Raw genomic sequence first — 24004 nt, forward strand, 5'->3', positions numbered from 1 at the left:
GGGCCGTCCCTGCCGACCTGTCCGTGGCAGGCCGGGTCCGTGCCCCGTGTTCCGTTCCGGTTTCAGAACCTGGCGTGGGCGGTGATGTCCGCCTCGAACTCCCCCGTCATCGCCGGGGTCACCGTCGGCCGGCACTGCGCGACCGCCGCCAGGTAGTCCTGGGTGGAGGCGCCGAGCTGGGCCGCCGCCGCTCCGCGCGCGCCCACCGCCTCCAGATCCCGCTCGAAGGACACCTGCGCCGCGATCCGCGCCGCGTGCTCGATGTCGGCCGGGGTGAACAGCTCGCTCGCCGCCACCAGCGCCGCCACGTCCACGTCGGTGCGGCCCGCCGTGTAGCGGGACCAGATCGCGGCGCGCGCCCCGGCGTCCGGGGTGCCGATCGGGATCAGGTAGTCGAAGCGTCCGGGCCGCAGGAACGCCGGGTCCAGGGAGCGGATGGAGTTGGTGGCGCACACCAGCAGCCGCTCGTCGCCCTCCCGGAATCCGGGGATCAGTTTGAGCAGCTCGTTGGTGACCCCGTGGATCCCGCCGGGCTGCGCGGGCTCGGTGCGTACGGGCGCGATCTCCTCGACCTCGTCGATGAAGACGAGGACCCGCTCCAGCTCGGCGATCCGGGCGAACGCGTCGCGCAGCGCGGCGGCCAGGTTGCCCTCGTCGGCGAGGCGGGAGGGCAGCAGTTCCACGAAGGGCCAGCCGAGCCGGGAGGCGATGGCCCGGGCGAAGGTGGTCTTGCCGGTGCCGGGCGGGCCGAAGAGGGTGATGGCGCGCGGCGGCCGCACCCCGTGCGCGGCGGCCCGCTCGGGCTCGGCGAGCGGGAGCACGACGCGCCGTTCTATGAGGTCCTTCTCGTGCTCCATTCCGGCGACCTTGGTCCACAGGTCATTGGGCAGGAAGCGGCCGCCGAGGTCGTCGAGGAGGCCGGCCGCCGGCCCGTGCAGCGGCTCGGTCTTCTCGAAGTAGGCGACGGCGGGCTGGCGCGTGTACCCCGCGTTGAGCAGGCCCTCGCCCAGCAGGTCCTCCTCGGGCAGGACGTACGCGATGCGCCCGACGCGGGCCGCGATCAGCCGCCGCTCCAGCTCGACGAGGAGGGCGCTGGCCAGGCCGCGGCCGCGCCAGCCCGCGGCGATCGCGATCCGCATGACCCAGGCCCGTTCGCCGCTGACGCAGGCGAGGGCCGCGCCGATCGGGACGCCCTGGTGGACGGCGACCACGCACGGCTGCCGGTCGGTGAGGGCGCTGATGCACTCGGCGAGCGAGAAGACGGACTCCTGGCCGAGTTCGGCAGTCGTGTCGATCAGGTGGACGACAGCGGCGAGATCGCTCTCGCGGTAGTCGTGGATGAGCCAGTTCACCGGGTACCGCCCCTCGTTCGTGCTCCTGCGGCGAGGCTAGGGGCGGGCGGGCCCGGCGATCACGCTCCGCGGTGCACAACAGCCGGTCCGGAAGTCCTCCGCCGCGTCCATAGACTGGTGCCTTCCGCCCGAACGCCAGACCGAGGATTCCAGCACTTTCATGCCTTGCCACATACCCTCGGCCCGACGCGGGCCCCTCGTCTGGCTGCTCCCCTCCCTGTGGACCGTCGCCCTGGGCCTGTGGGGGCTCTCGCGGCAGGACAGCGTGTGGCGGGACGAGGCGGCGACCTGGCAGGTGGCCGGGCGGTCGGCGGGCGAGATCGTGGACATGCTCGGCAACGTCGACGCCGTCCACGGGCTGTACTACCTGTTGATGCACGGGCTCTTCGAGCTGTTCGGGGCGAGTACGACCACGCTGCGGCTGCCGTCGGTCCTGGCGGTGGCGGCCGCCGCGGGGTGCGTGGCCGTGATCGGGCGGCGGCTGGCCGGGGTCTGGGCGGGGCTCGGCGGCGGGCTGGCGCTCGGGCTGCTGCCGGCCGTGCAGTTCTACCTCCAGGAGGGCCGGCCGTACGCGCTGGTCGCGGCCGGTGCCGGGCTGTCCACGCTGCTGCTGGTGTCCCTGCTGTCCGCGCCGGCCGGGCCCGGGCGGCGGGCCTGGCCGCGGTGGACGGCGTACGCGGTCGCGGTGCTGGTGTGCGCGCTGCTGAACTGGCTGTCGCTGCTGGTCCTGCCCGCCCATGCGGCGACGCTGTGGTGGGTGCGGGCCGGGCGCGCGTCGTGGCTGCGCTGGGCGGCGTCCGGGGCCTGCGCGGTGGCGGGGGCGCTGCCGCTGGTGCTGTTCAGCCGGAGCCAGTCCGATCAGGTGTCGTGGATACCGCCGCTGACCTGGCACATGATGATCGGCCCGGCGATCCTGCTGGCCGTCGGTGGTCTCGGGGCCCGGCTGGACCGGCCGCGTGCGGGCCGGCTGTCGGCGGCCGCGGTGGGGCTGCCGCTGCTGGCGGTGCCGCAGCTGGGCCTGATCGGGATCTCGCTGGTCCAGCCGCTGTTCCTGGACCGGTACGTGCTGTTCAGCATGGTGGGGCTGGCCCTGCTGATCGGGGCGGGGCTGGGGGCGGCCGTACGGGCGGCCCGGCCCCGGTTCCCGAGGGCGGCGGGCCTGCTCGTGCCGGGCGTGGTCGGGGTCGCGGTGCTGGCGCTGCTGCCGGTGGAACTGGGCAAGCGTGCGCCGGCCAGCCGGGTCGACGACGTACTGGCGGTGGCCGGGGAGGTGGCCCGCCTGGGGCGTCCGGGGGACGCGGTGCTGTTCGTACCGGCCGCCAGGCGGGACACGGCGCTGGTCTCGCCGGGGGCGTTCGCGGGGCTGGCGGACGTGGCCCTGGAACGGAGTCCGGTCGCCTCGGCGACCCTCAAGGGCGAGGAGGCGGACCCGGCGCGGATACGGGAGGTGCTGCTCCGGCAGTCGCGGGTGCTGCTGGTGACGGACGCGGCGAAGGTGGCGAAGCCCTCGGGGGCGGCCCGGGACGCGGCGAAGGCGGCGGTGCTGAAGGAGCGGTTCACGGTGGTGGAGGACCGCCAGGTCCGGGGCCGCCGGGTGACGGTGTACGAGCGCCGGTAGGCGCCCTCACGCGGCCCGGGGGCGGGCCGCCCCGGTGTGGGAGTCCAGCCAGGACAGCGAGGCGCGGGCCAGGTCGGGCCAGCCGTGGTCGACGGTCAGGGAGTGGCCGCGGTCCTCGAAGCACTGGTACTCGGTGGTCGCGTGCGAGTGGCGGTACTGCTTGTAGGTCGAGCGGGTCAGCAGGTCCGGGACGGTGTGGTCGAGCCTGCCGGACAGCAGGAGCAGCGGCCCGCGGGTCTCGTTGCCGGTGTCGACCTCGGCCGGGGAGTGCGGGGTGAAGTTGCCGAGCGCGAGCTGGAACAGGGGTCGGGCGGTGCTCGGGATGGTCCACTCGTCGTACAGCTCCTCGGACTCCTCCTCGGAGACGGCGTTGGCGAAGCCGTAGCGGAACTGCTCGCGGTTGAGCGAGACGGACCGGCGGGTGTTGCCCGGGTTGTGCAGGACGGCGAACGTCGACTTGGCCTGGGCCGGGGCGATGGCCTTGACGCCCTTGATCTGCCCGGGGCAGATGGCGACGGCGGCCTGGGCGAGGCCCTGCCCGAGCAGGTGCTGGGCGATGAACCCGCCGACCGAGTGCCCCACGAGGACGGGTCGGGCGGGCAGGTCGCGGATCACCCTGGCGTGCGCGTCGGAGATCTCGACGAGTCCGACCCCGGCCTGGTCGTCGGGCCGGCGGCGGGCCTCGGCGACGCTGTCGGGGACCCCGGGCCACTCCGGCAGGACGGGCTCGTACCCGGCTTCACGGAAGGCGTCGGCCCACCCCTCCCAGCTCGTGGAATGCAGCCAGAGGCCGTGGATGAACACCACGGGCGTGCGGTGCTGTGCGGTCATGGCGGGACACCTCCTGGACCCCCTGCCGCCTCTGCCAGTCTCGCCCGCGCGGCGCACGGCCGCCTGCGGAGCAGAAACCGCGGCACGTGCACGGATCGCCGATTCACAGGACATTCATATGGAATATCAGGCTCCGGACATAGCTTCGGCGGGGAGGCTCGGGGCATGATCCCGCGCATGCTTCCCCGACCGGCCCACGGCCCCCGCGCCCGGCGGGCGTCCCGGATCCTGCTGGCGCTGGCCGCGATGGCCGCGCTGCTGAGCGTGGACCTGCCCGACGCGGCGGCCGTGCCGCCCCTGGGGGTCACCGCCGAGGCCGGGTCCGACCCGACGGCGAACCGGGTCGGCGCCCTGTTCGCGGGCGACCTGGACGGCGGGCACTTCTGCACCGCGGCCGTCGTGCACAGCGACGACCGCGATGTGATCGCCACGGCCGCGCACTGCCTGGACAACCCGGACACCACCGTGTTCGCGCCGGGCTACCGGGACGGCAAGGCCCCGTACGGCATCTGGAAGCTGACGGGCGTGTCCGTCGCCCCGGCCTGGGTGGAGGGGAAGGACCCGGACGAGGACGTCGCCTTCGCGACGGTCGCCCCGGCGGAAGGCGGCACGGCGCGCATCGAGGACGCGGTGGGCGGCTTCCCGGTGGCGATCGAGCAGCCGGACGACGTGACGGTGACGATCCTCGGCTACCCCAGCGGCGACGAGGCCCCGCTGCGCTGCGCGAACACCACCAGCCTGTTCTCGGAGACCCAGCGCCGGATCGACTGCCCGGACCTCAGCGGCGGCACGAGCGGCAGCCCCTGGCTGGCGGACGGCGCGCTGGCCGGCGTCCTGGGCGGCTACGAGGGCGGCGGCGCGGTTCCGGAGGTCTCGTACAGCGCGGTCATGGACGACCAGGCCCTGGAGCTCTACCGCGAGGCGGCGGTCTCCGCGGGCTGACCGTCCACGGGGTCACCGGCCCGCCCGACCGCTTCCGTGTGGAAATCGCTCGGCTGCTTCAGGGACTCGACGTGGATCCGCAGGCGGGCGGCGTCGCTCAGGGCCGCGTCGCGCTCGGCGCGCGTCCGTTCCAGCTCGGCGCGCAGGGCCTCGGGGGCCTCGTCCGGCATGGCGGTCTCCGCCGTCGAGCCCTCCAGCGGCGCGAACCAGGTCGGGTCCTCGCGTCGGGCGCGCAGGATGCGGTCCACCGCGAACGGCTCCAGCTCGGGCAGGGCCTCCACCTCGAACCAGGCCACCTCCAGCGACTCGCTGTCGTTGACGCGTGCCTCGCCGCCGGTGGCGCGGCAGCGGAAGGTGATGTCCTGGAACTGGCAGACGTCGCCGTTCGGATAGGTGATCGGCTCCAGCATCTGGACCAGTACCACCCGCTCCGGGACGCAGTGCACCGCCGTCTCCTCGTACACCTCGCGCACCGCCGTCTGCGCGGGCTGCTCCCCCGGCTCCGCGATCCCGCCGACCACGGACCAGCGGCCGGTGTCGGAGCGCCGGCCGAGCAGCACCCGCCCCTCGTCGTCGAAGACGATGGCGGTGACCCCGGGCAGCAGGAGCAGCTGGTTCCCGGCGGCGGCGCGGATCTGGCGGATGAACTCAGGAGTGGTCATCCCCCGACCCTACGAGGCCGCGCGCACTGATCGGGGCGCGCCGGTCCGCCGGTCCGCCTCAGGCGGCCGTCCGTCGGGACCGGATCCGGCGGGCGAGGGACCAGCCGAGGCCGCCCGCGGCGACCACGAGCAGCAGGTACTCCGGCAGCGGGCCGAAACGGGTGGCCGGGGTCTGCGCTGAGCGCAGCGGGATCTCGGCGACGAGCGCGTCGGCCGTGAACATCTCCGTCTGCCGGACGATCTCCCCGTCGGGGCGGATCACGGCACTGACGCCGCTGGTGACGGGCACGAGCACGGTCCGGCTGTGCTCGACCGCCCGCACCCGGTCCATCGCGAGCTGCTGGTACGTCATCTGCGAGCGGCCGAAGGTGGCGTTGTTGCTCGGTACGGCGATCACCTGTGCGCCGTCCTGGACCGTGGAGCGCACGGCGTCGTCGAAGGCGGCCTCGAAGCAGGTGACCATGCCGACCGCGCTGCCCCCCATGGCGAACACGCCCGGCTCCTTGCCGGGGCCGAAGTCGCGCTGCACCCGGTCCACGTCCGAGCTGAAGAGCCGGACGACGGACCGCATCGGGATGCGCTCGCCGAAGGGCTGGATCTTGCGCTTGTCGTAGGTGTCGACGGGTCCCTTGACCGGGTCCCACAAGATCATCGTGTTGCGCAGCGGCCCGGTCTCCGGGACCAGTACGGAGCCGATCGCGACCGGGACGCCGATCGCCTTGACCGCGTTGTCGATGACCTCGTACGCGTCGGGCTGGGTGTACGGGTCGATGTCGGAGGAGTTCTCCGGCCAGACGACGAAGTCGGGCTTCGGGACGCGGCCGGCCTTGACGTCCGCGGCGAGCTGGAGCGTGCGGTTGGCGTGGTTGTCGAGGACCGCGCGGCGCTGGGCGTTGAAGTCGAACCCGGCGCGCGGGACGTTGCCCTGGACGACGGCGGCGACCGCGGTGCCCTCCTCGGCGGCGTCGGAGACCAGCGGCCGGGAGGCCAGGGCCCCGGCGAGCGGGGCGGCCACGGCGGTCGCGGCGAGCAGCGCGGCGGTGGCCCGCCGGGTGTCGGCACCGACGCGCAGCGCCTCGTAGAGCCCGAATCCGCACAGGGCCACGGCGAAGGAGAGCAGCGGGGTGCCGCCGAGGGCGGCGAGCGGGAGGAAGACGCCGTCGGCCTGGCCGAAGGCGAGCTTGCCCCAGGGGAAACCGCCGAAGGGGGCCCTGGCGCGCAGCGCCTCTCCGGCGATCCACACGGCCGCGCCCCACAGGGGCCAGGCGGGGAGCCGGCTGACGAGGGCCAGTCCGAGGCCGGTGAGGCCGACCAGGAGGGCTTCGAGGGTGGCGAGGGCCAGCCACGGGACCGGGCCCACCCCCTCGCCGGTCCAGATGAGCAGCGGCAGCAGGAAGCCCAGTCCGTGCAGGAAGCCGAGGCCGAAGCCGGCGCGGGCGCGGCGGCCGTGGAGGCAGGCGCCGAGCAGGGCGAGGGCGAAGGGTGCCAGCCACCACAGCGGGCGGGGCGGGAAGCTCAGGTAGAGCAGCACCCCGGAGCAGACGGCGAGGGCTGGGCGCACGGGCCAGGAGGCCGCCCACCGCCGGGGGGACGCGGCGGGGGTTGCGGGTTCCGCTTCCGCGTCGACACCGGAACCGGGCTGTGCGGTGACACTGCTGCTCATCTGCCGGAGTGTACGTGCCCGCCGGCGGGCAGCGGGAGAACCCTCAGCGGGCAAGGGCGCGCAGGTGGGTGCGGATGACCCGGACCGCGTTCTCGGCGTCGTCGACGGTGACGGTGAACACCTTGCCGTCGCCGAGCCGCAGCTCCACTCCCTCGCCGCGCCGCACGATGACGGCGGTTCCTCTTTCGGGCCGCCAGCGGTAGCCCCAGCCGCCCCACTGCTGGGGGGTGATCCGGGGGACGAACTCGGCGGAGGCCACCTCCGCGAGCCGGATCTTGCGGCGCGGCAGCCCGATGTGGCCGCAGCGGACCACCATGGCTTCGGCGTCGACGGTGACGGCGACGTGCACGAAGGCGAGCGTGCCGTAGAGGATCAGCAGTCCGACGGCGAGGCAGCCGATCACGGACATCAGGAGCGGGACGACGCCGGAGGTCCAGTTCGAGTCGACGGCGAGCTCGACGCCGAGCGCGAGGCAGGCCGCTCCGGCCGCGGCGATCAGCCATTGCGCGCGGTTGGAGGCCCGTCCCGTCCACAGCGGACCCGGGGGGTGAACCGTCATGTGTAGCAGCGTACTCACGTTCCGCATGCGCGGCACCGCCTCTGGCCCACTCGGCACGGACGCGTCGGACGCGCCGGAGCGCCGTCGCAGGCGCGCCGCTACCGCACGGCGGCGGTGCCGCACATCATGGTGGCCGACGCGGCTGCGGCACTCTCTCTACGGACGGGCCTTCGGCGCCGTCGAGGACTTCCGGCTCCACCACCCTGGGGGCGGGGTGCTGCACGCCGAAGTCCGGGTGGCCGGGGCGGTGCTGATGCTCGGGGACGTCTCCGAAGTCCCGTTCACGGCCCCGTCGGCCCTGGGGGGCACCTCTGCCGCACTGCACGTCTTCGTACCGGACGCGGACGCGCTCGTCCGCACGGCGGTGGCCGAGGGGGCGGACCTGCTCCAGCTCCCGGCGGACCAGTTCCACGGCGACCGCACCGCCGTCCTCCGCGACCCGTTCGGCCACCTGTGGATCTTCCTGACCCACATCGAGGACGTACCCCCGGCCGACTTGCGGGCGCGCTCGGCGGACGCGTAGGCGCGGGGGCGGGAGGCCCCCGGCCCCGGCGGTCCCGTGCGACCCCGAGACCCTCGACGGAGGATCCCGACGAACGAGGACCCTCGACGGCTTCGCACGCGGTGTACTGGCCTGCGCATGCCCCGAACCGCCCGAGGAGGAACTGTGATCACTCGACTCGACCGCGCCGTGGGCGCCGTTCTGGGTTCGGCCGTCGGCGACGCCCTCGGCGCGCCCTACGAGTTCGGGCCCGCCGGGGAACTGACCGCACGCGGCCAGGAGATGACCGGGGGCGGGGGCTGGGATCCGGGCGAGGCGACCGACGACACGCAGATGGCGGTCCTGGTCGGCGAGTCCCTCCTGGAGCACGACGGCCTCGAACTCGCCGACGTGTTCGGGCGGTTCCAGCGCTGGGCGGCCGCCCGGCCCAAGGACATCGGCCTCCAGACGGAGGACGTGCTGACGAACGGCGAGGCCTGGGACCTGGCCGCCGCACTGCACTTCCAGATCAACGCGCGCGCGGCGGGCAACGGTTCCCTGATGCGGGCCTCCACCTCGGCCGTGTACTTCGCCGCCGCCGGGCGGGAGGGGACGATGGACGCCGCCCGGCGGATCGCGGCCCTCACGCACGGCGACCGGGCGGCCTGGGAGGGTACGGCCGTACTGCACGAGCTCGTACGGGTGACGCTCGGCGGGGGTGATCCGCTGGCCGCGCTCCCCGAGGTGCTCGACGCGGTGCACCCGGACCACCGCGCGCGATACGGGGTGGTCCTCGCCCCCGACTGGCATCCCGGACTGGCCACCGAATTCAACGGGGCGGTGTGGCCCTGCCTGGGCTCCGCGGTGTGGGCGCTGCGGACGACCACCGGGTTCGCCGGGGCCGTACGGGCGGCCGTGGACCTGGGCGGGGACACCGACACGGTGGCGGCGGTCACCGGCACCCTCGCCGGGGCCCGCTACGGCCAGGCCGCGATCCCGCCGCAGTGGACGGCTCCGCTGCACGTACCGCTGCCCGCATTCGGGGACCGGGTGCTGGACGCGGACGGGCTGCGCGCGCTCGCCCGGTCGCTGGCGGGCCCCGCGTAGCCCGCGCGGTCAGCGCCCGGCTCCCCCGCGAGCAGCCGCCCCTCGGCGTACCCGAGCGCGGCGGCCGGGAGCGCGCCCTCCTCCCCGCTGAGCAGGACGGTCAGGGTGCCGGTGCGGGGCAGGCCCGGTTCGGGGAGGGCGCCGAGACGGCGCAGTGCCTGTACGGCGACGGCCTCGGCGGAGCCGTGGAAGCGGAGTCCGGCGCCGCCGGTCCGCTCGGCCAGGGCGGCCCGGACGGACGCCTCGACGAGCTCGTAGTGGGTGCAGCCGAGGACGACGTCGGTGACGTCGGGCGGGGTCAGCGCGGCGGCTGCGGCAACGGTCGCCGCGATGGCGGCGTCGTCCCCCGCCTCGACGGCGTCGGCGAGTCCCGGGCAGGGCACCTCGGTGACCCGGGCCCCGGCGGCGAAGTCACGGATCAGCCCGCGCTGGTAGGGGCTGCCGGTGGTGGCGGGGGTGGCCCAGATGGCCACGCGCCCGCCCGGGGCGGCGGCGGGCTTGATCGCCGGCACGGTCCCGATCACCGGGATCCCGGGTTCGAGCTCGGCCCGGAGGGCGGGCAGGGCGTGCACGCTGGCGGTGTTGCAGGCCACGATCAAGGCGTCCGGCCCGTGGCCGGCCGCGGCCCGGGCCACACCGAGGGCCCGAGCGGTCAGATCGGCGGGCGTACGAGGTCCCCAGGGCATGCCGACGGGGTCGGAGGAGAGGACCAGATCGACGTCGGGCCGCAGCCGCCGCATCGCGGCGGCCGCCGCGAGGAGGCCGATTCCGGAGTCCATGAGGGCGATCTTCACCTGGTCACCTTAAGGGAAGCCCACCCCCCGGGGCCCGCCGACCCCGCCCCGACGGAGCCCGAGCCCACCCCCACGGCCATCCCACCCCACCGCCCGCACCGCCCGTACCGCCGCCCCGCACCGCCCCGCGCCGCCCCCGCGCTGCCGGCCCGTCCCGCACCGTTCGTCCCCGCACTGCCGGCCCGTCCCGCACCGTTCGCCCCCGCACCGCTGGCCGGCACACCGCCGGCCCGTCCCGCACCGCACCGGCCAAATCCACGACACCCACCTCCGTCTTCGGCACACTGCCCGCATGGGCCTTCTCTGCGCCTCCTGCGCCTCCCTCGCCGCCTGGATCTGGCTCACCTTCGCCCAGGGCATGTTCTGGCGGACCGACGTGCGGCTCCCGCCGCGCAGCGCCCCCGGCCGGTGGCCGTCCGTCGCCATCGTGGTCCCGGCCCGGGACGAGGCCGAGGTGCTGCCGTACAGCCTGCCCTCGCTCATCGCCCAGGACTATCCCGGAGAAGCCGAGGTGATCCTGGTCGACGACGGCAGTACCGACGGCACCGGCGACCTCGCCCTGCGGCTCGCCCGGGCGCACCCCGGACTGCCCCTCACCCTCACGTCCCCCGGCGAGCCGGAACCCGGCTGGACCGGGAAGCTGTGGGCGCTGCGCCACGGCATCGCGCTCGCCCGGACCGCCCACGCCACCGAGCCCGAATACCTCCTCCTCACCGACGCCGACATCGCGCACGAGCCCGACAGCCTCCGCGAGCTGGTCGCGGCGGCGACCACCGCCGAGCTCGACCTCGTCTCGCAGATGGCCCGCCTGCGTGCCGTCAGTCTCTGGGAGAGGCTCGTCGTACCGGCCTTCGTGTACTTCTTCGCACAGCTCTACCCCTTCCGCCGGATCAACCGCCCGACCGGCCGGACCGCCGCCGCGGCCGGCGGCTGCGTCCTGCTGCGCACCGGGGCCGCCGTACGGGCCGGCGTGCCGGACTCGATCCGGCACGCCGTCATCGACGACGTCTCCCTCGCGCGCGCCGTCCGGCGCTCGGGCGGCCGGATCTGGCTGGGGCTCGCGGAGCGGGTGGACAGCGTGCGCCCGTACCCCGCGCTCGGGGACCTGTGGCGGATGGTCTCGCGCAGCGCGTACGCGCAACTGCGCCACCAGCCGCTGCTGCTGGCCGGGACGGTGGCCGGGCTCGTGCTCGTCTACCTGGTCCCCCCGGCCGCCCTCCTCACCGGACTGGCGACCGGGCACTCCGCCACCGCGTGGACGGGCGGGCTCGCCTGGCTGCTGATGGCGGGCACCTACCTGCCGATGCTGCGCTACTACCGGCAGCCCTCGACACTCGCGCCGCTCCTTCCGCTCACGGCCCTCCTGTACCTCCTGATGACCGTCGACTCGGCCGTTCAGCACTACCGGGGCCGCGGCGCGGCGTGGAAGGGCCGAACCTATGCCCGCCCGAGTGACGCCTGAAACGAAAAAGCCGCCCCCGACCACCCCCGATACCGATGTCATCCCAGGTCACCGCGTTGTGACGCTACGTCAGCGCCAAGTCGGTGCAACAGCCAACCGGTGAGCACGAGTAGGAGCAACTCGGGGCGGAAGTGGCGAAAACGTGCACGTGAACAAGAAGTGAAGGGTGTGGCCCTGACCTGCGAATATGCAGGTCAGCGCGGCGTTCGTCACACCTCGCTATGGACCCGGTGAAGTCGTGGGCTTAACTTAGGTCCCATGACCTCCCCCCGCTCCACTTATGGCGGCGGTTACTACTCCGCGCCCTCCTTCCCGGACACCCCCATCTACGACTCCCTCGTCGCCGAACGCGGCACCCCGCAGATCGCCCCGATCCGCGTTCCGGCCGCGTACGACTCCCCCAGCTCCGGCTATTCGAGCGGCGGGTACCTCCCCGCCCTCGCCTCCTCGCTGCCCGCCCTGCCGGCCGCGCTGCCCCCGGCCATGCCGCAGCAGCAGCAAGCCCCGGCGTACGGGTACCCGTACCAGCAGCAGGCGGCACCCGCTCCGATGCCCCTGCAGCAGGCGCCCGCTCCGTACATCCCGCAGCAGCAGCCGGGCCTGGCCCGCGCGGGCTACATGCAGCAGGCCCAGCCGCAGCAGCCCCGGCCGGTGGCCGCGGGCACCGGGTACGAGGCGATGCGTCCGGCCGCACCGCGTCCGATGCAGGTTCCGGCTCCGGTTCCGGCCGCTGCGTACGAGGACCCGTACGGCCGCCCGTACCAGGGGCGCGGCTACTGACGGATCCGGTACTGACAGGATCCGGTACTGACGGATCCGGGGACGCCCGCTAGGGCGGGCGCGGGGGCTCCTGGCAGGATGCTCCCATGTCGAACTTGTACGTCCAGGCGCTCCACATCCATCCCGTCAAGTCGGTAGCGGGGACAGCTCCCGACGAGATGGCCGTGGAGCCCTGGGGCCTGTCCGGGGACCGGCGGTGGGCACTGGTCGACACCGAGGGCACGGTCATCACCCAACGCCAGCAGCCCCGGCTGGCGTTGGCTGCGGCGCGTCCGCTGGGGGGCGGCGCTGTCGCGCTGTCGGCGCCCGGCATGGCCGACCTGGTCGTGGAGGTGCCGGAGCCGGGTCTGCTGGAGCCCGTCACCCTGTTCGGCAAGAAGGTCGAGACCGTGGTCGCCGCGAGCGCCGCGGCCGACTGGTTCAGCGCCTATCTCGGGGTCCCGGCGCGGCTGGTGCACATGGACGACCCTGCCGTACGGCGGCCCGTCGACCCGCAGTACGCGCTGCCGGGCGAGACGGTGAGCCTCGCCGACGGCTATCCGGTGCTGCTCACGACCCTCGCGTCGCTGGACGCGCTCAACTCTCTGATCGCGCGGGGGGACCATCCCGAGGAGGGTCCGCTGCCGATGAACCGGTTCCGCCCCAACGTGGTGGTCGCCGGCGCCGAGGCGTGGGCGGAGGACGGCTGGCGGCGCATAGCGATCGGCGACGCCGTCTTCCGCGGGGCCCGGGAGTGCGGGCGGTGCATCGTCACGACCACCGACCAGGCGACGGCGGAGCGCGGCAAGGAGCCCCTCAAGACCCTGGCCCGGCACCGGCGGATCGGCAAGTCGCTGGCCTTCGGACGGCAGCTGGTGCCGGTGCGGACGGGGACGGTGCGGGTGGGCGACGAGGTCCGCGTCCTGGAGTGAGCGGGGCGGCGGCGGGCCCTCGGAATGACACCTTCGGGGGGCTGTGGGGAAACAGTGGAACCAAGCACCGTGAGCGGGCCGTTGTGCATTTCGACGGCTGTGACGGGAAGGTGCGCGAGCGGGCTCGGCAGCGGCTGTGACCACGGCCACGACTGAGCCACGCGTGCAGGACTTCATGCACCGGATCGGGTGACACGGCTGCCGCGCGTCCCGGAATGCGCGTTGCCCGGGGGTGCGGGAGGCTTGGACCGCAGGCAGACGGAGGCAAAGGGGGTGCCGGACCGTGTGGACAGCAACGGGTGTGTGGCGTTGGCGGCGCAATCCACTGCGCCGTCCGACTGATCTCTTCGAGGCATGGGTGGCGTTCGCCGCTCTGGTGTGCGTGTTGCTGGTGGCTCCGGCCGTCGGCACGGTCGCGGGCCTGGAGGTGGACGGCACGCTGCAGCGGGCCGTGCGCGAACAGCGGCAGGAGCGGTACCTCGTGCCGGCGGTGGTGGTCCGGCCCGCCGCGGAGCCGCCCGCGGGGACGCAGGCCGATCCGTCGGCGCAGCGGCAGACCCCGCAGCGCACGCAGATCGTGGCGTCCTGGACGGCGCCCGACGGCAGCAGCCACCAGGGCACGGTGCCGGCCGCGGAGGAACCACCGCAGGCGGGCGACCGGTTCCGGATATGGACCGATACACAGGGCCGGCTCGTGGGGCGTCCCCTCGACGCGGCCTCGGCGAGCGTGCACGCCGCGGTGGTGGGCCTGGCCGCAGCCCTCGGCGCGGCCGCGCTGGTGGAGACGGTCCGCCGGCTCGTCGTACGAAGGCTCATGCATCGTCGGTACATACGGCTGGACCGTGCGTGGGCGGCGGCGGGGCCGGACTGGGGCCGGGCGGGCGCGGGCAGCTGACCTGGCATCTCACCGGCTCCGCGCGCGCTACGGTGGAGCGGCCAGAGTCGGTCGCCGCCCAGGCGGTGGGCTGCGGCGGTGGTTTCAGTCGCTTCGATGGCACGAGCACGAGGGCGGGGGCACGACAGCACCATGGCACAGGGCACGGTCCAGGTGACGTACGGCGGGTCTTCGCGCTGGCGGCGCCGCTCCGGTGAGTATCCGACGCTGGCCGCCGCGCTCGCCGTCGCGGGCGACGGGGACGTGCTGACCGTCGCCCCCGGCACCTACCGGGAAAACCTGGTGCTCGACCATGCCGTGACCCTGCGCGGGCCGGAGGGCTCGGTGGGGTCGGTGCGGATCGCCCCGCTCGACGGGGTCGCGCTGACGGTGCGCGCCTCGGCCGTCGTCCAGGACCTGCACCTGGAGGGGCAGGACCGGGCGGCGCCCGCGCTGCTGGTCGAGGAGGGTTCGCCCGAGCTCACCGACCTGCGGGTGAGCACCCGGTCCGCGGCGGGGATCGAGGTGCGCGGTGGGGCCCGGCCCCTGGTGCGGCGGTGCACGGTGGAGAACCCGGCGGGCGTCGGGATCGCCGTGCTGGACGGCGGCGGCGGGGTGTTCGAGGACTGCGAGGTGGTGGCCGCCGGGCAGACCGGGGTCTCCGTCCGCGGCGGCGGGCGGCCGCGCCTGGAGCGCTGCCGGATCCACCATGCCTCGGGTGCGGGAATCGCGGTCACCGGCGAGGGTTCGGGCCTGGAGGCACTGGGCTGCGAGGTGTACGAGATCAAGGGCACGGGCGTGCAGATCGCCGCGCGTGCGGCGGCCCGCCTCACCGACTGCTCGGTGCACCGCACTTCGACGGACGGCGTCACCCTCGACACGGACGCGGTGCTCACGCTCGCCGGCTGCGACATCCACGACATCCCGGAGAACGCGGTGGACCTGCGCTCCCGTTCGGTGCTCACGCTCAGCCGCACCACCGTACGCCGGTTCGGCCGCAACGGCCTGTCGGTGTGGGATCCGGGGACCCGGGTGGATGCCGACTCCTGCGAGATCCACGACAGTACGGGCGACTATCCGGCGGTGTGGATCAGCGACGGGGCCACCGCCTCGCTGAGCTCCTGCCGGGTGCACGACGTACCGGACGCAGTGTTCGTCCTGGACCGGGGCTCGCGCGCCGACGTGGTCGACAGCGATCTCTCCCAGGTCCGCAACACGGCCGTCTCGGTGAGCGACGGGGCCACGGCGCAGGTCGACGACTGCAGGATCCGGGAGGCGGCGACGGGGGCCTGGTTCCGCGACCACGGCAGCGGCGGCACCCTCGCGAACTGCACGATCGACGCGGTCCAGACGGGGGTGATCGTCACCAAGGGTGCCGATCCCGCGCTGGAGCGGTGCACGGTCAGCTCCCCCTCCGAAGCGGGGTTCTACGTGTCGGCGGGCGGCCGCGGGAGCTTCCAGTCCTGCCGCGTGACGGGCAGTTCCGGCTTCGGCTTCCACGTCATCGACGGCTGCCGCACCACGCTGGCCCGCTGCCACACCGAGCGCTGCGCGCGCGGGGGCTACGAGTTCGCGGAGGACGGCCCGGTCGCCGAGGACTGCACCAGCGACGAGTCCGGGTCGCGGCTCGCCGCCCGGTCCGCGGGGGCCGGCGCCGGGGCACCGGCCGGTGAGCGCGCGGGGATCCGTACGGTCGGCACGGTCCGGGGACCGGCGGTCGAGGCGGCGCAGGTGCCGGCTCCGCGGCTCGCCGAGGAGGCGGACCGGGAGGCGCCGGGGGCGTCGCGCGGCTCCGGCGACGTGCTGGGGCAGCTCGACGGGCTGGTGGGCCTGGACAGCGTCAAGCGCGAGGTGCGGGCGCTGACCGACATGATCGAGGTGGGCCGCCGGCGGCAGCAGGCGGGCCTCAAGGCCGCCTCGGTGCGCCGCCATCTGGTGTTCACCGGCAATCCCGGCACGGGCAAGACGACGGTGGCCCGGCTCTACGGGGAGATCCTGGCCTCCCTCGGGGTCCTGGAGCGCGGTCACCTGGTCGAGGTCTCCCGGGTGGACCTGGTCGGCGAGCACATCGGTTCCACGGCGATCCGGACCCAGGAGGCGTTCGACCGGGCGCGCGGCGGGGTGCTGTTCATCGACGAGGCGTACGCGCTGGCTCCGGAGGACTCCGGGCGGGACTTCGGGCGGGAGGCGATCGACACCCTGGTGAAGCTGATGGAGGACCATCGGGACGCGGTCGTGGTGATCGTCGCCGGGTACACGGCGGAGATGGACCGGTTCCTGACCGTCAATCCGGGTGTGGCCTCGCGGTTCTCGCGGACCATCACGTTCGGGGACTACGGCCCGGAGGAACTGCTGCGGATCGTGGAGCAGCAGGCGGAGGAGCACGAGTACCGGCTCGGGGAGGGCACCGCGAAGGCGCTTCTGGCGTACTTCACGGAGCTGCCCAAGGGGCCGGCGTTCGGCAACGGCCGCACGGCGCGGCAGACCTTCGAGTCGATGGTCGAGCGCCATGCCGGCCGGGTGGCACAGCTCTCTGACCCGGACACGGACGAGCTCACCCTCCTGTTCCCGGAGGATCTCCCGACCCTTCCGACCCTTCCGACCCTTCCGGTGATGCCGACGCCTTGCTGACCCGGGGGCCGGGTACGGCCGGGTTGGCCCGAGCCGGTGTGGCTGGTGGGACCGGCGGGGCGGCTGCGGAGTCCGAGCCCGGCGTGGCGTCGAGCCCGGTCGGCCGGGACCGTGCGCGGCGGGCCGGTCCGGCCAGCCGCGCCAGGAGGGCATCGCGCTCGGCGGCGAAAGCCGGGTCGGCCTGGTAGTCGAAGTGGCCGAGGATCGGCGCGGGCAGCGGGTGACGGGTGCTGCGCCCGTAGGCGAGCGGATCGGCCAGCGGCCCCCGGTCGACGGAGCCGGCGGGGCCTGCGCCCGGCGGGGCGGCGGGACCTGCCGGTGCGGTGTCCGCCGGTGGGAGGACCGGGCCGCCGATGGGGTCGGTGGCTCGCCAGAGGTTGCGCCAGCAGTCGACGTCGGCGTGGAGTGCGGCGAGCGGGCCCGAGCCGAAGTACGCCGGGAACCAGCGCCCGTAGAGCCGCCGGAGCGGGGAGCCGTACGTGAGCAGCGCGACGCGGCGGCGGACCTGCGGCGGCAGCTGCCAGACGGCGGCGGCCGCGAGGACGCTGCCCTGCGAGTGGCCGGAGATGACCAGGCGGCCGCCGGTGCGGCCGGTCCAGCCGGTCATCCGCCAGGTCAGGTCGGGGACGGCGCGCTCGGCGTAGCAGGGCGGCGCGAACGGGTGGGCGGCGCGCGGCCAGAAGGTGCCGACGTCCCACAGCACGCCGATGGTGCGGCGGGCGGCGGGGTCCCGGTAGGCGCGGCGGCCCCAGGCGACGAACGCGGCGACGCCGAGTCCTATCAGCCAGGACCCGGCGTCCTGCGCCGCACGGGCGGCGGTCTCCAGCAGCGGGTGGGCGCCGCGGACCGCCGCACCGGGGACCTGCCCGCTGAGCCAGGCTCCGGCGAGGGCGCCCGCGCCGAGCAGCAGGGTGATCCCGGAGACGGCGGCCACGAACCAGGGCGCGGAGTCGGTGAGCGCGGCGGCGGCCCGGGCCCCGGCGATCCGGCGGCTGCGGTTCTCGTCGGGCGGCTCCCCCGGGTACTCGGCGGCCACCCCGGCGGCGAGTCGGCTCCGCGCGAGGACTCCGCGTACGGCGAACCAGGCCGCGAGCAGGGCCAGTACGAGGAGCAGCGGGGGCAGTACGGCCGCCTGCCAGGACAGCAGCACGGGCGGGGAGGGCATCGGCGCCCCGGCCGCCGAGGGGGAGGCCCCGCCGTCCAGCCAGTCGGCGACCCGCTGGGCGACCCCGCCGGACATCACCCCGCCGAGGGCGCAGCCGAGCATGGCGATGGCGGGGCCGCCGAGCCCGTACAGGGCGGTCGCCGGATCGGGGGCCAGGCGGTACAGGCGGACGGCGACGGCGGCGAGCAGCAGGACGCAGCACCCCTGGCCGAGCATGAGCACGCCGAACGCGAAGTCGCCGGGGAGCCGCCCGGTGGAGGTCCACCCGGGGCGCGACCAGCCGGCGTAGAGCAGCACGGCGGCCAGCAGCGCGAGGGCGGAGCCGGGCAGCAGGGTGATGGCGGCACGGTCGAGGCGGTGGTCGGGGCGGTCCTCGGTGCGGCCGCGCCGGCAGACGACCCAGGCGACGGCGACGGCCCCGGCGGCGAGCGCCGCCTCCACCGCCCAGCCGAGCGCTTCGAGTACGGGGCCGCCGGCGCGGCGGTCGTAGCGGGCGGTGGGCGCGGCGACGGCTGCCGCGACGATCAGCAGCCCGGCGGCGGTGTGGGCGGCGCGCAGCCGGGCCACGATGCGCCGCCCGTACCAGAATCCGGGCCGGCCGAGTGCGGGCGCGCCGTCCGGTCCGGCGGCTTGGAGGGCGGTGTCGGCCGGCGGGGTCTGGGACTCGTACGCGCTCCACGTACGGTTCGACAGGAACCACAGCAGCCCCGTCAGTGCGGCCGGGACCAGCGCGCCGAGTCCGAGTCGCCGCCCCGGCTGGCCCCACCAGCCGCCCGGCTTCAGGAACCCGGGCCAGGACCGGGAGCCGGTGCAGGCACCGGATCCCGCGCACTGCCAGGCGAAGAGGTCGAGCGCGACCTCACAGGCGGCAGCGATCAGCAGCAGGGTGAGGCTGAGCGCGAGGATCCGTACGAGGACGCCGTACGTGCGCACCGCGCACGGCGCCGGACCGGTGGCGGGCGCGGCCGGCCGGGCCCAGTGCGCGAGGTTGACCACCATGAAGGGCAGGAGCAGCAGCCACAGGGCGCGGGAGCCGTTGCCGGAGGTGAGCCGGGACCAGCAGTACGCCTCGACCACGGGGCGGCCGGCGTACCGCTCGGGGTGGGCTTCGGCGTCGGCGTCCGAGGCGCGCCGGAACACGGCGGCGGTGGAGTCCCCGGTGATCCGCACGGTCCGCGGATCGCCGAGCAGTTCGCCGGGGGGTGCGCCGTGGACTCCGTGCACGCGGAGTTCGAGGGCCAGGGGATGCAGGGGCTGGGGAGGCGGGGGGTTCTCCGGCACGACGGCCTCCGCTCGCGGGGCGGGATCAGTGCACTCGCCAGGATCCCGCGCCCCGAACCCCCTGCCTAGGGCCTGTCCGGGCGACCTTCGCCCCCCGGCTCACGCACGGGCCTCCCGGACGGCAGCCGGGCGGCGGACATCTGACGATCCGACAGATAGGGTACGCGGACGCATGTTCCACTGCTCACCCCCAGGAGGGACCGCCATGGCTCGCCGACTCCGCCCGGTGGGGCTGGACTTCATCGAGGACGCCCCGACCCGCCTGCGCTTCACCGCGCGGACGGCGGCGGGGCCCGAGGCCGTGTACCGGGCCCTTGCCGAGGACGTGGAGGGGTGGCCGCGGTGGTTCGGTGCGGTGACCCGGGCCCGGCCGACGCACGGCGGCGCGGGCCGGGAGGTCCGGCTGGTCGGCGGGACCCGCTTCGAGGAGACCGTCATGGCGGCGGACCCGGAGCGGCGCTACGCGTACCGGGTCGACGAGACCAACGCCCCCGGGATCCGGGCCCTGTTGGAGGAGTGGCGGCTGACCCCCGCCCACCCCGGCTCCGGCACCCTCGTCCGCTGGACCTTCGCGGTGGACGGCCCGGCGCCGCTCCGGCTCGCCCTCACCGCAGCCCGTCCGCTCCTGGGGCACTCTTTCCGGTCGGCGGTCCGGGCCCTGGACGCCCGCCTGACGTCCCACCGCCCGGCCGGTCAGTGACGCGGCCCCTCATGGGCGGCGCCCGATCGGTCGGGCCGCCGGCGCGGTCGCCGGTGCGGTCGCCGGATCAGGCCGCCGGTTCGCGCCAGACGCCGGTCGCCAGCAGGGTTTCGAGGGTCTGCGCGTACGGGGCGATGTCCAGGCCCTGCGCGGCCAGCCACTCGTCCGAGTAGTACTTGTCCAGGTAGCGGTCGCCCGGGTCGCACAGCAGGGTGACCACGCTGCCCCTGCGGCCCTCGGCGACCATCTCCGAGATGATCTTCAACGCGCTCCACACGCCCGTCCCCGTCGAGCCGCCCGCCTTGCGGCCGATGGCCTGTTCGAGGGCGCGACAGGCGGCGACGCTCGCCGCGTCGGGGACCTTCATCATGCGGTCGATGGCTCCGGGCACGAAGCTCGGCTCCATCCGCGGCCGCCCGATGCCCTCGATGCGCGAGCCGCAATCGCTGCTCGCATGCGGGTCGTTGCTGGTCCAGCCGTCGAAGAAGCAGGAGTTCTCCGGGTCCGGGACGCACACCCGGGTGTCGTGCTGCATGTAGTGCACGTAGCGGGCGATGGTCGCGGACGTACCGCCCGTACCCGCCGTCGCCACGATCCACGCCGGCTCGGGGTAGCGCTCCAACCGCAGCTGCTGGTACATCGATTCCGCGATGTTGTTGTTGCCGCGCCAGTCCGTCGCCCGCTCCGCGTACGTGAACTGGTCCATGTAGTGCCCGCCCGTGCGGGCGGCGAGCTCCGCGGACTCCTCGTACATCTTCATCGAGTCGTCCACGAAGTGGCATTCACCGCCGTGGAATTCGATGAGCCGGCACTTCTCCGGGCTGGTCGTACGCGGCATGACGGCGATGAACGGAACGCCGATCAGCTTCGCGAAGTACGCCTCGGAGACGGCGGTCGAGCCGGACGACGCCTCGATGACCGGGCGCCCGGGGCGGATCCAGCCGTTGCACAGCGCGTAGAGGAAGAGCGAGCGCGCGAGGCGGTGCTTGAGGGAGCCGGTCGGGTGCGTGGACTCGTCCTTGAGGTAGAGGTCGATGCCCCATTCCTCGGGGAGCGGGAAGCGCAGCAGGTGGGTGTCGGCGGAACGGTTGGCATCGGCCTGGACCTTGCGGACGGCCTCCTTCAGCCAGGCGCGGTAGTCCGCGTCGCTACGGTCGACGTCGATTGTCGTAGCCGTCGTACCGGAGGTACGGGTGGTGCTCATGCGCCTTGCTCCTTCGTGCGTCTGTTCGCCCCCTGCTTTCGCAATGTACCTCCCTCACCTGCGCAAACAGTCACTTTGGGTATCCATGCGGATCGCTTTCGATCGCGTTCGGTTGCATACACGGGCACCGTGGGTGACCCTGGTGGAGCATTACCGAGGGTGCAGCACCCGTAACACTCATGTCGGGGAGTCGCAGCCGTGATCAGTCATTCCCGCAGGCACTGCGTCGTCGAACTGCAGGCCTTGCCGTCCCGGATCGGACAGATCCGGAGGATCGTTTCGGCGCAATTGCGCCACTGGCAGCTCGATCCGCTCATAGACCGGGCTGCGCTCGGCGTGACGGAGCTGCTCAGCAACGTCCACCGCCATGCGCAGCCGGACAAGACGTGCACGGTCGAGATCGAGCTGCGGCTGGGGCGGCTCACGGTCTCGGTGTACGACAGCGATCCGCGCCTTCCCGTCCTGCGGGAGGCGGCCGCGGACGCGCTGGAGACCTGCGGGCGCGGGCTCGCCCTGGTCGCGGCCGTCAGCGAGGCCTGGGGGGCGCGGAACCAGGAGGACGGCCCCGGCAAGGTGGTGTGGTTCTCGCTGCGCGCCGCCCCGGTCGCCGGCGGAACCAAGCCCGTACGGGAGCCCGCGCCGGTGGTGGTGGTCTCGGTGGACCCGGGCACCGTCCCGACGGCCGTGCCGGTGGCGGCCTCGGTCGGCGCCAGGCCCGGGTAGGGGTACCCCGGCGCCGCACCCCGCGCTCCGGCGGCACCGGCGCTGCCGGGGTGCGACGGGCCTGTCGCCGACCCGGCGGCGAGCCCCGGGCCGGGTCCCCCGGCACGTATCTGCACCCGGCGGCGGGCGTGGCCCGGCGGCGAGCACGGGGACGCGGACAGCCTAGGCTGCCGCCCCCAGCGCGCCCAGGGGGTCGTCCAGGACCGGCTGCCAGGCCAGTTCCGCGGCGCCCACCAGGCTGTTGTGGTCCAGGGTGCAGGGCAGGATCGGGACTCCCCCGCTGCGGCCCCACAGGCTGCGGTCCGCGACCACCGCGCGCAGCCGCTCCGGGTCCGCGTTCAGCAGCTCCCGGTGCAGCCCGCCCAGGATGATCCGGTCCGGGTTGAGGATGTTGACCAGCCCCGCGAGGCCCAGGCCCAGGCGGTCGATGAGCTCCTCGGCGGCCGCCCGTACCGCCGGCTCCGCGTACTCCTCGCGCAGCAGGTCGCGGGCCTGCTGGAGCAGCGACACCTCCGGGCCGGGGGTACGGCCCGCCGCGGTCAGGAAGGCCAGCGGATCCGCCTCCACGTCCAGGCAGCCGCGGCTGCCGCAGTGGCAGGGCCGGCCCTCCGGGTTCACCGTGAGGTGGCCGACCTCCAGTGCCAGCCCCGAACTCCCGCTGTGCAGGCGGCCGTCCAGTACGAGCGCGCCGCCGACCCCGCGGTGGCCGGTGGCCACGCACAGCAGGTGCTGGGCGCTGCGGCCCGCACCGTGCCGGTGCTCGGCGAGCGCGGCGAGGTTGACGTCGTTCCCGGTCAGGGCCGGGCCGTCGATCCCGGCCGCTTTCACGCACTCCGTGAAGATGTCCCGTACGGGAGACCCGGCCGGCCAGGCCAGGTGCAGCGGGTTCAGCGCCGTGCCCTCCGGCTCCGCCACCGCCGACGGCACCGCGAGCCCCGCCCCGATGCAGCGCCGGCCGGTCTCGGCGAGCAGCGCCGCGCCCGCCGCGACGACCTCGCCGAGCACCTGGGCCGGGTCCGCGGAGACGGTGACCTTGCCGGGGGCGGTGGCCACGATCCGGCCCCCGAGGCCGACCAGCGCGGCCCGGAACCCGTCGGAGTGCACCTGCGCGGCCAGCGCCACGGGGCCGTTCTCGTCGATGGAGAGCCGGTGCGAGGGGCGGCCCTGGGTGCCTCCCGCGCCGCCCGGGCGGGAGTCGACGCGGATCAGGCCGAGCGCCTCCAGCTCGGCGGCGACCGCCCCGGCCGTGGCGCGGGTGACACCGAGCTCGGCGGTCAGGACGGCGCGGGTCGGGGCCCGGCCCGTGTGGACGAGCTCCAGCGCCGGGCCGAGTGCGCCGCGGCCCCGCTCCAGCTTGGTCCTCGCCGAGGAGCCGGCCGAGGCCCCCGCCGAGGACGCAGCCGAAGACGCAGATTCGGCCGCCGACGCCGAAGACGCTGCGGACAGCGCGGACACCGCGGACACATCCCCCACCCGCGGCGGGGCCCCGTTGCCGTTCATGACAGCGATCCTCGCATGATCGGCGGTGTGCGCGGCGCCGCCGATCAGTCGGGGGCCGCTCCGAGGCCGCCGACCCGCAGGGTGATGTTCAGCCGTCCCGTCAGCCCGAGCCCGGGCGGGGCGGTGCCGGGCAGGACCTTCGGCACCCCGTGATAGGCCAGCCGGGCCGGGCCGCCGAAGACGAACAGGTCGCCGCTGCGCAGCCGGACGTCCTGGTACGGGCGGCCGCGCGAGGCGGTGTTGCCGAAGCGGAAGACGCAGGTGTCGCCGAGGCTGAGGGAGACCACCGGAGCCCCCGACTTCTCCTCGGCGTCCCGGTGCATACCCATGCGGGAGTCGCCGTCGTAGAAGTTGATCAGCGCGATGTCGTAGGCGTACGGGACCGAGGCCAGTGCCGCTGCCGCGTCGTCGTTCCCCTCCGCGGCCGGCGACGGGCCGCCGTACGCCGCCGCCACCGCCTCCCGCCCCAGCTCCGCGAGCCAGCCGGGCATCGGCTTGACCGGGGCCCCGTCGCCGTCCACGGCCGTGCGGGCGTACCCGTACGGATACCAGTGCAGCCCCAGGCACACCTGCCGCGCGGTCATCGTCCCGCCGCCGGGTGTCCGTACGGTGCGCAGGCCCGCGGGCGGGCGGGCCCAGGCGCGGCAGGCGGCGAGCAGCTCCCGCTGGCGCCCCGGCCCGAGCCAGTCGGGCACGTGCACGGCGCCGGGGGTGACCTCGGTCCGCTCGCGCGGGAAGAGTTCGCCGTCCATGGCTCCATTCTC

The 24004-nt window shown here is 74.7% G+C and carries 19 protein-coding genes and 2 pseudogenes; 11 read left to right on the forward strand and 10 right to left on the reverse strand.

The genetic code is table 11. The annotated features are described in order from the left end of the window. Positions 1 to 62: 62 nt before the first annotated feature. Entirely contained in the window at positions 63 to 1352 is a 1290-nt protein-coding gene (locus ACIBAD_RS01730) for an ATP-binding protein (RefSeq protein ID WP_398903671.1), read from the reverse strand. Positions 1353 to 1512: 160 nt separating this feature from the next. On the opposite strand from ACIBAD_RS01730, the gene ACIBAD_RS01735 reads away from it, so the two are divergent. Then, entirely contained in the window at positions 1513 to 2970 is a 1458-nt protein-coding gene (locus ACIBAD_RS01735; RefSeq protein WP_398903673.1) for a hypothetical protein, read from the forward strand. A 6-nt stretch (positions 2971 to 2976) separates the two neighbouring features. Here the strand turns inward: ACIBAD_RS01735 and ACIBAD_RS01740 are convergent, their stop codons facing one another. Beyond that, positions 2977 to 3801 (reverse strand): alpha/beta hydrolase, encoded by an 825-nt coding sequence (locus ACIBAD_RS01740; RefSeq protein ID WP_398903675.1) that lies wholly within the window; start codon positions 3799 to 3801, stop codon positions 2977 to 2979. 177 nt (positions 3802 to 3978) lie between these two features. On the opposite strand from ACIBAD_RS01740, the gene ACIBAD_RS01745 reads away from it, so the two are divergent. Continuing rightward, on the forward strand, positions 3979 to 4743 hold the full coding sequence (locus ACIBAD_RS01745) for a trypsin-like serine peptidase (protein ID WP_398903677.1): 765 nt from the start codon (positions 3979 to 3981) through the stop codon (positions 4741 to 4743). A gap of 197 nt (positions 4744 to 4940) precedes the next feature. Here ACIBAD_RS01745 and ACIBAD_RS01750 read toward each other — a convergent pair. The 3 genes and pseudogenes from ACIBAD_RS01750 to ACIBAD_RS01760 all read right to left on the reverse strand — a co-directional run. Then, positions 4941 to 5405 (reverse strand): annotated as a pseudogene (locus tag ACIBAD_RS01750) (NUDIX hydrolase); the annotation flags it as partial. Between the two features lie 58 nt (positions 5406 to 5463). After that, positions 5464 to 7068: an apolipoprotein N-acyltransferase gene (lnt, locus tag ACIBAD_RS01755; RefSeq protein WP_398903679.1), complete on the reverse strand. Its 1605-nt coding sequence runs from the start codon at positions 7066 to 7068 to the stop codon at positions 5464 to 5466. A gap of 43 nt (positions 7069 to 7111) precedes the next feature. Continuing rightward, positions 7112 to 7627, reverse strand: a complete 516-nt coding sequence (locus ACIBAD_RS01760) for a hypothetical protein (RefSeq protein WP_398903681.1) — start codon at positions 7625 to 7627, stop codon at positions 7112 to 7114. A 214-nt stretch (positions 7628 to 7841) separates the two neighbouring features. Here ACIBAD_RS01760 and ACIBAD_RS01765 point away from each other — a divergent pair, with 214 nt between their 5' ends. Both ACIBAD_RS01765 and ACIBAD_RS01770 read left to right on the forward strand, forming a co-directional pair. Further along, positions 7842 to 8150, forward strand: a complete 309-nt coding sequence (locus ACIBAD_RS01765) for a VOC family protein (protein WP_398903683.1) — start codon at positions 7842 to 7844, stop codon at positions 8148 to 8150. Between the two features lie 117 nt (positions 8151 to 8267). Further along, positions 8268 to 9215 (forward strand): ADP-ribosylglycohydrolase family protein, encoded by a 948-nt coding sequence (locus ACIBAD_RS01770; RefSeq protein ID WP_398903685.1) that lies wholly within the window; start codon positions 8268 to 8270, stop codon positions 9213 to 9215. 29 nt (positions 9216 to 9244) lie between these two features. Here the strand turns inward: ACIBAD_RS01770 and ACIBAD_RS01775 are convergent. Next, positions 9245 to 10009: pseudogene (locus ACIBAD_RS01775) on the reverse strand (glutamate racemase); the annotation flags it as partial. A 292-nt stretch (positions 10010 to 10301) separates the two neighbouring features. On the opposite strand from ACIBAD_RS01775, the gene ACIBAD_RS01780 reads away from it, so the two are divergent. From ACIBAD_RS01780 to ACIBAD_RS01800, 5 genes are all read left to right on the forward strand, one after another. Beyond that, positions 10302 to 11471, forward strand: coding sequence for a glycosyltransferase (locus ACIBAD_RS01780; protein ID WP_398903687.1), 1170 nt, complete (start codon positions 10302 to 10304; stop codon positions 11469 to 11471). Between the two features lie 258 nt (positions 11472 to 11729). After that, the gene (locus tag ACIBAD_RS01785) at positions 11730 to 12251 is read left to right on the forward strand and encodes a DUF6643 family protein (protein WP_398903689.1); all 522 of its coding nucleotides are present in this window, start codon (positions 11730 to 11732) and stop codon (positions 12249 to 12251) included. Between the two features lie 86 nt (positions 12252 to 12337). Further along, positions 12338 to 13162 carry an MOSC N-terminal beta barrel domain-containing protein gene (locus ACIBAD_RS01790; RefSeq protein WP_134068180.1) on the forward strand — a complete coding sequence of 275 codons (825 nt, stop codon included), beginning with the start codon at positions 12338 to 12340 and terminating at the stop codon, positions 13160 to 13162. A 283-nt stretch (positions 13163 to 13445) separates the two neighbouring features. After that, the gene (locus ACIBAD_RS01795; RefSeq protein WP_134068181.1) at positions 13446 to 14057 is read left to right on the forward strand and encodes a hypothetical protein; all 612 of its coding nucleotides are present in this window, start codon (positions 13446 to 13448) and stop codon (positions 14055 to 14057) included. Between the two features lie 132 nt (positions 14058 to 14189). Continuing rightward, positions 14190 to 16667: a right-handed parallel beta-helix repeat-containing protein gene (locus ACIBAD_RS01800; RefSeq protein WP_398903691.1), complete on the forward strand. Its 2478-nt coding sequence runs from the start codon at positions 14190 to 14192 to the stop codon at positions 16665 to 16667. Here the strand turns inward: ACIBAD_RS01800 and ACIBAD_RS01805 are convergent. Next, complete coding sequence (locus tag ACIBAD_RS01805) at positions 16591 to 19113, reverse strand: hypothetical protein (RefSeq protein ID WP_398903693.1); 2523 nt, start codon at positions 19111 to 19113, stop codon at positions 16591 to 16593. The genes ACIBAD_RS01800 and ACIBAD_RS01805 overlap by 77 nt on opposite strands. 205 nt (positions 19114 to 19318) lie before the next feature. Between ACIBAD_RS01805 and ACIBAD_RS01810 the strand changes: the two genes are divergently transcribed. Beyond that, positions 19319 to 19813, forward strand: a complete 495-nt coding sequence (locus ACIBAD_RS01810) for an SRPBCC family protein (protein ID WP_134068183.1) — start codon at positions 19319 to 19321, stop codon at positions 19811 to 19813. Between the two features lie 67 nt (positions 19814 to 19880). On the opposite strand, the gene ACIBAD_RS01815 is transcribed toward ACIBAD_RS01810, so the two are convergent. Beyond that, positions 19881 to 21017 (reverse strand): PLP-dependent cysteine synthase family protein, encoded by a 1137-nt coding sequence (locus ACIBAD_RS01815; RefSeq protein WP_398903695.1) that lies wholly within the window; start codon positions 21015 to 21017, stop codon positions 19881 to 19883. A gap of 198 nt (positions 21018 to 21215) precedes the next feature. On the opposite strand from ACIBAD_RS01815, the gene ACIBAD_RS01820 reads away from it, so the two are divergent. Then, the gene (locus tag ACIBAD_RS01820) at positions 21216 to 21740 is read left to right on the forward strand and encodes an ATP-binding protein (protein ID WP_134068185.1); all 525 of its coding nucleotides are present in this window, start codon (positions 21216 to 21218) and stop codon (positions 21738 to 21740) included. A gap of 162 nt (positions 21741 to 21902) precedes the next feature. Here the strand turns inward: ACIBAD_RS01820 and ACIBAD_RS01825 are convergent, their stop codons facing one another. After that, the gene (locus ACIBAD_RS01825; RefSeq protein WP_398903697.1) at positions 21903 to 23240 is read right to left on the reverse strand and encodes an ROK family protein; all 1338 of its coding nucleotides are present in this window, start codon (positions 23238 to 23240) and stop codon (positions 21903 to 21905) included. 44 nt (positions 23241 to 23284) lie between these two features. Next, positions 23285 to 23992, reverse strand: a complete 708-nt coding sequence (locus tag ACIBAD_RS01830) for an alpha-ketoglutarate-dependent dioxygenase AlkB (RefSeq protein ID WP_134068186.1) — start codon at positions 23990 to 23992, stop codon at positions 23285 to 23287. Positions 23993 to 24004: the final 12 nt, after the last annotated feature.

This window comes from Streptomyces sp. NPDC051109 (assembly GCF_044455885.1).
Taxonomy (GTDB): domain Bacteria; phylum Actinomycetota; class Actinomycetes; order Streptomycetales; family Streptomycetaceae; genus Streptomyces.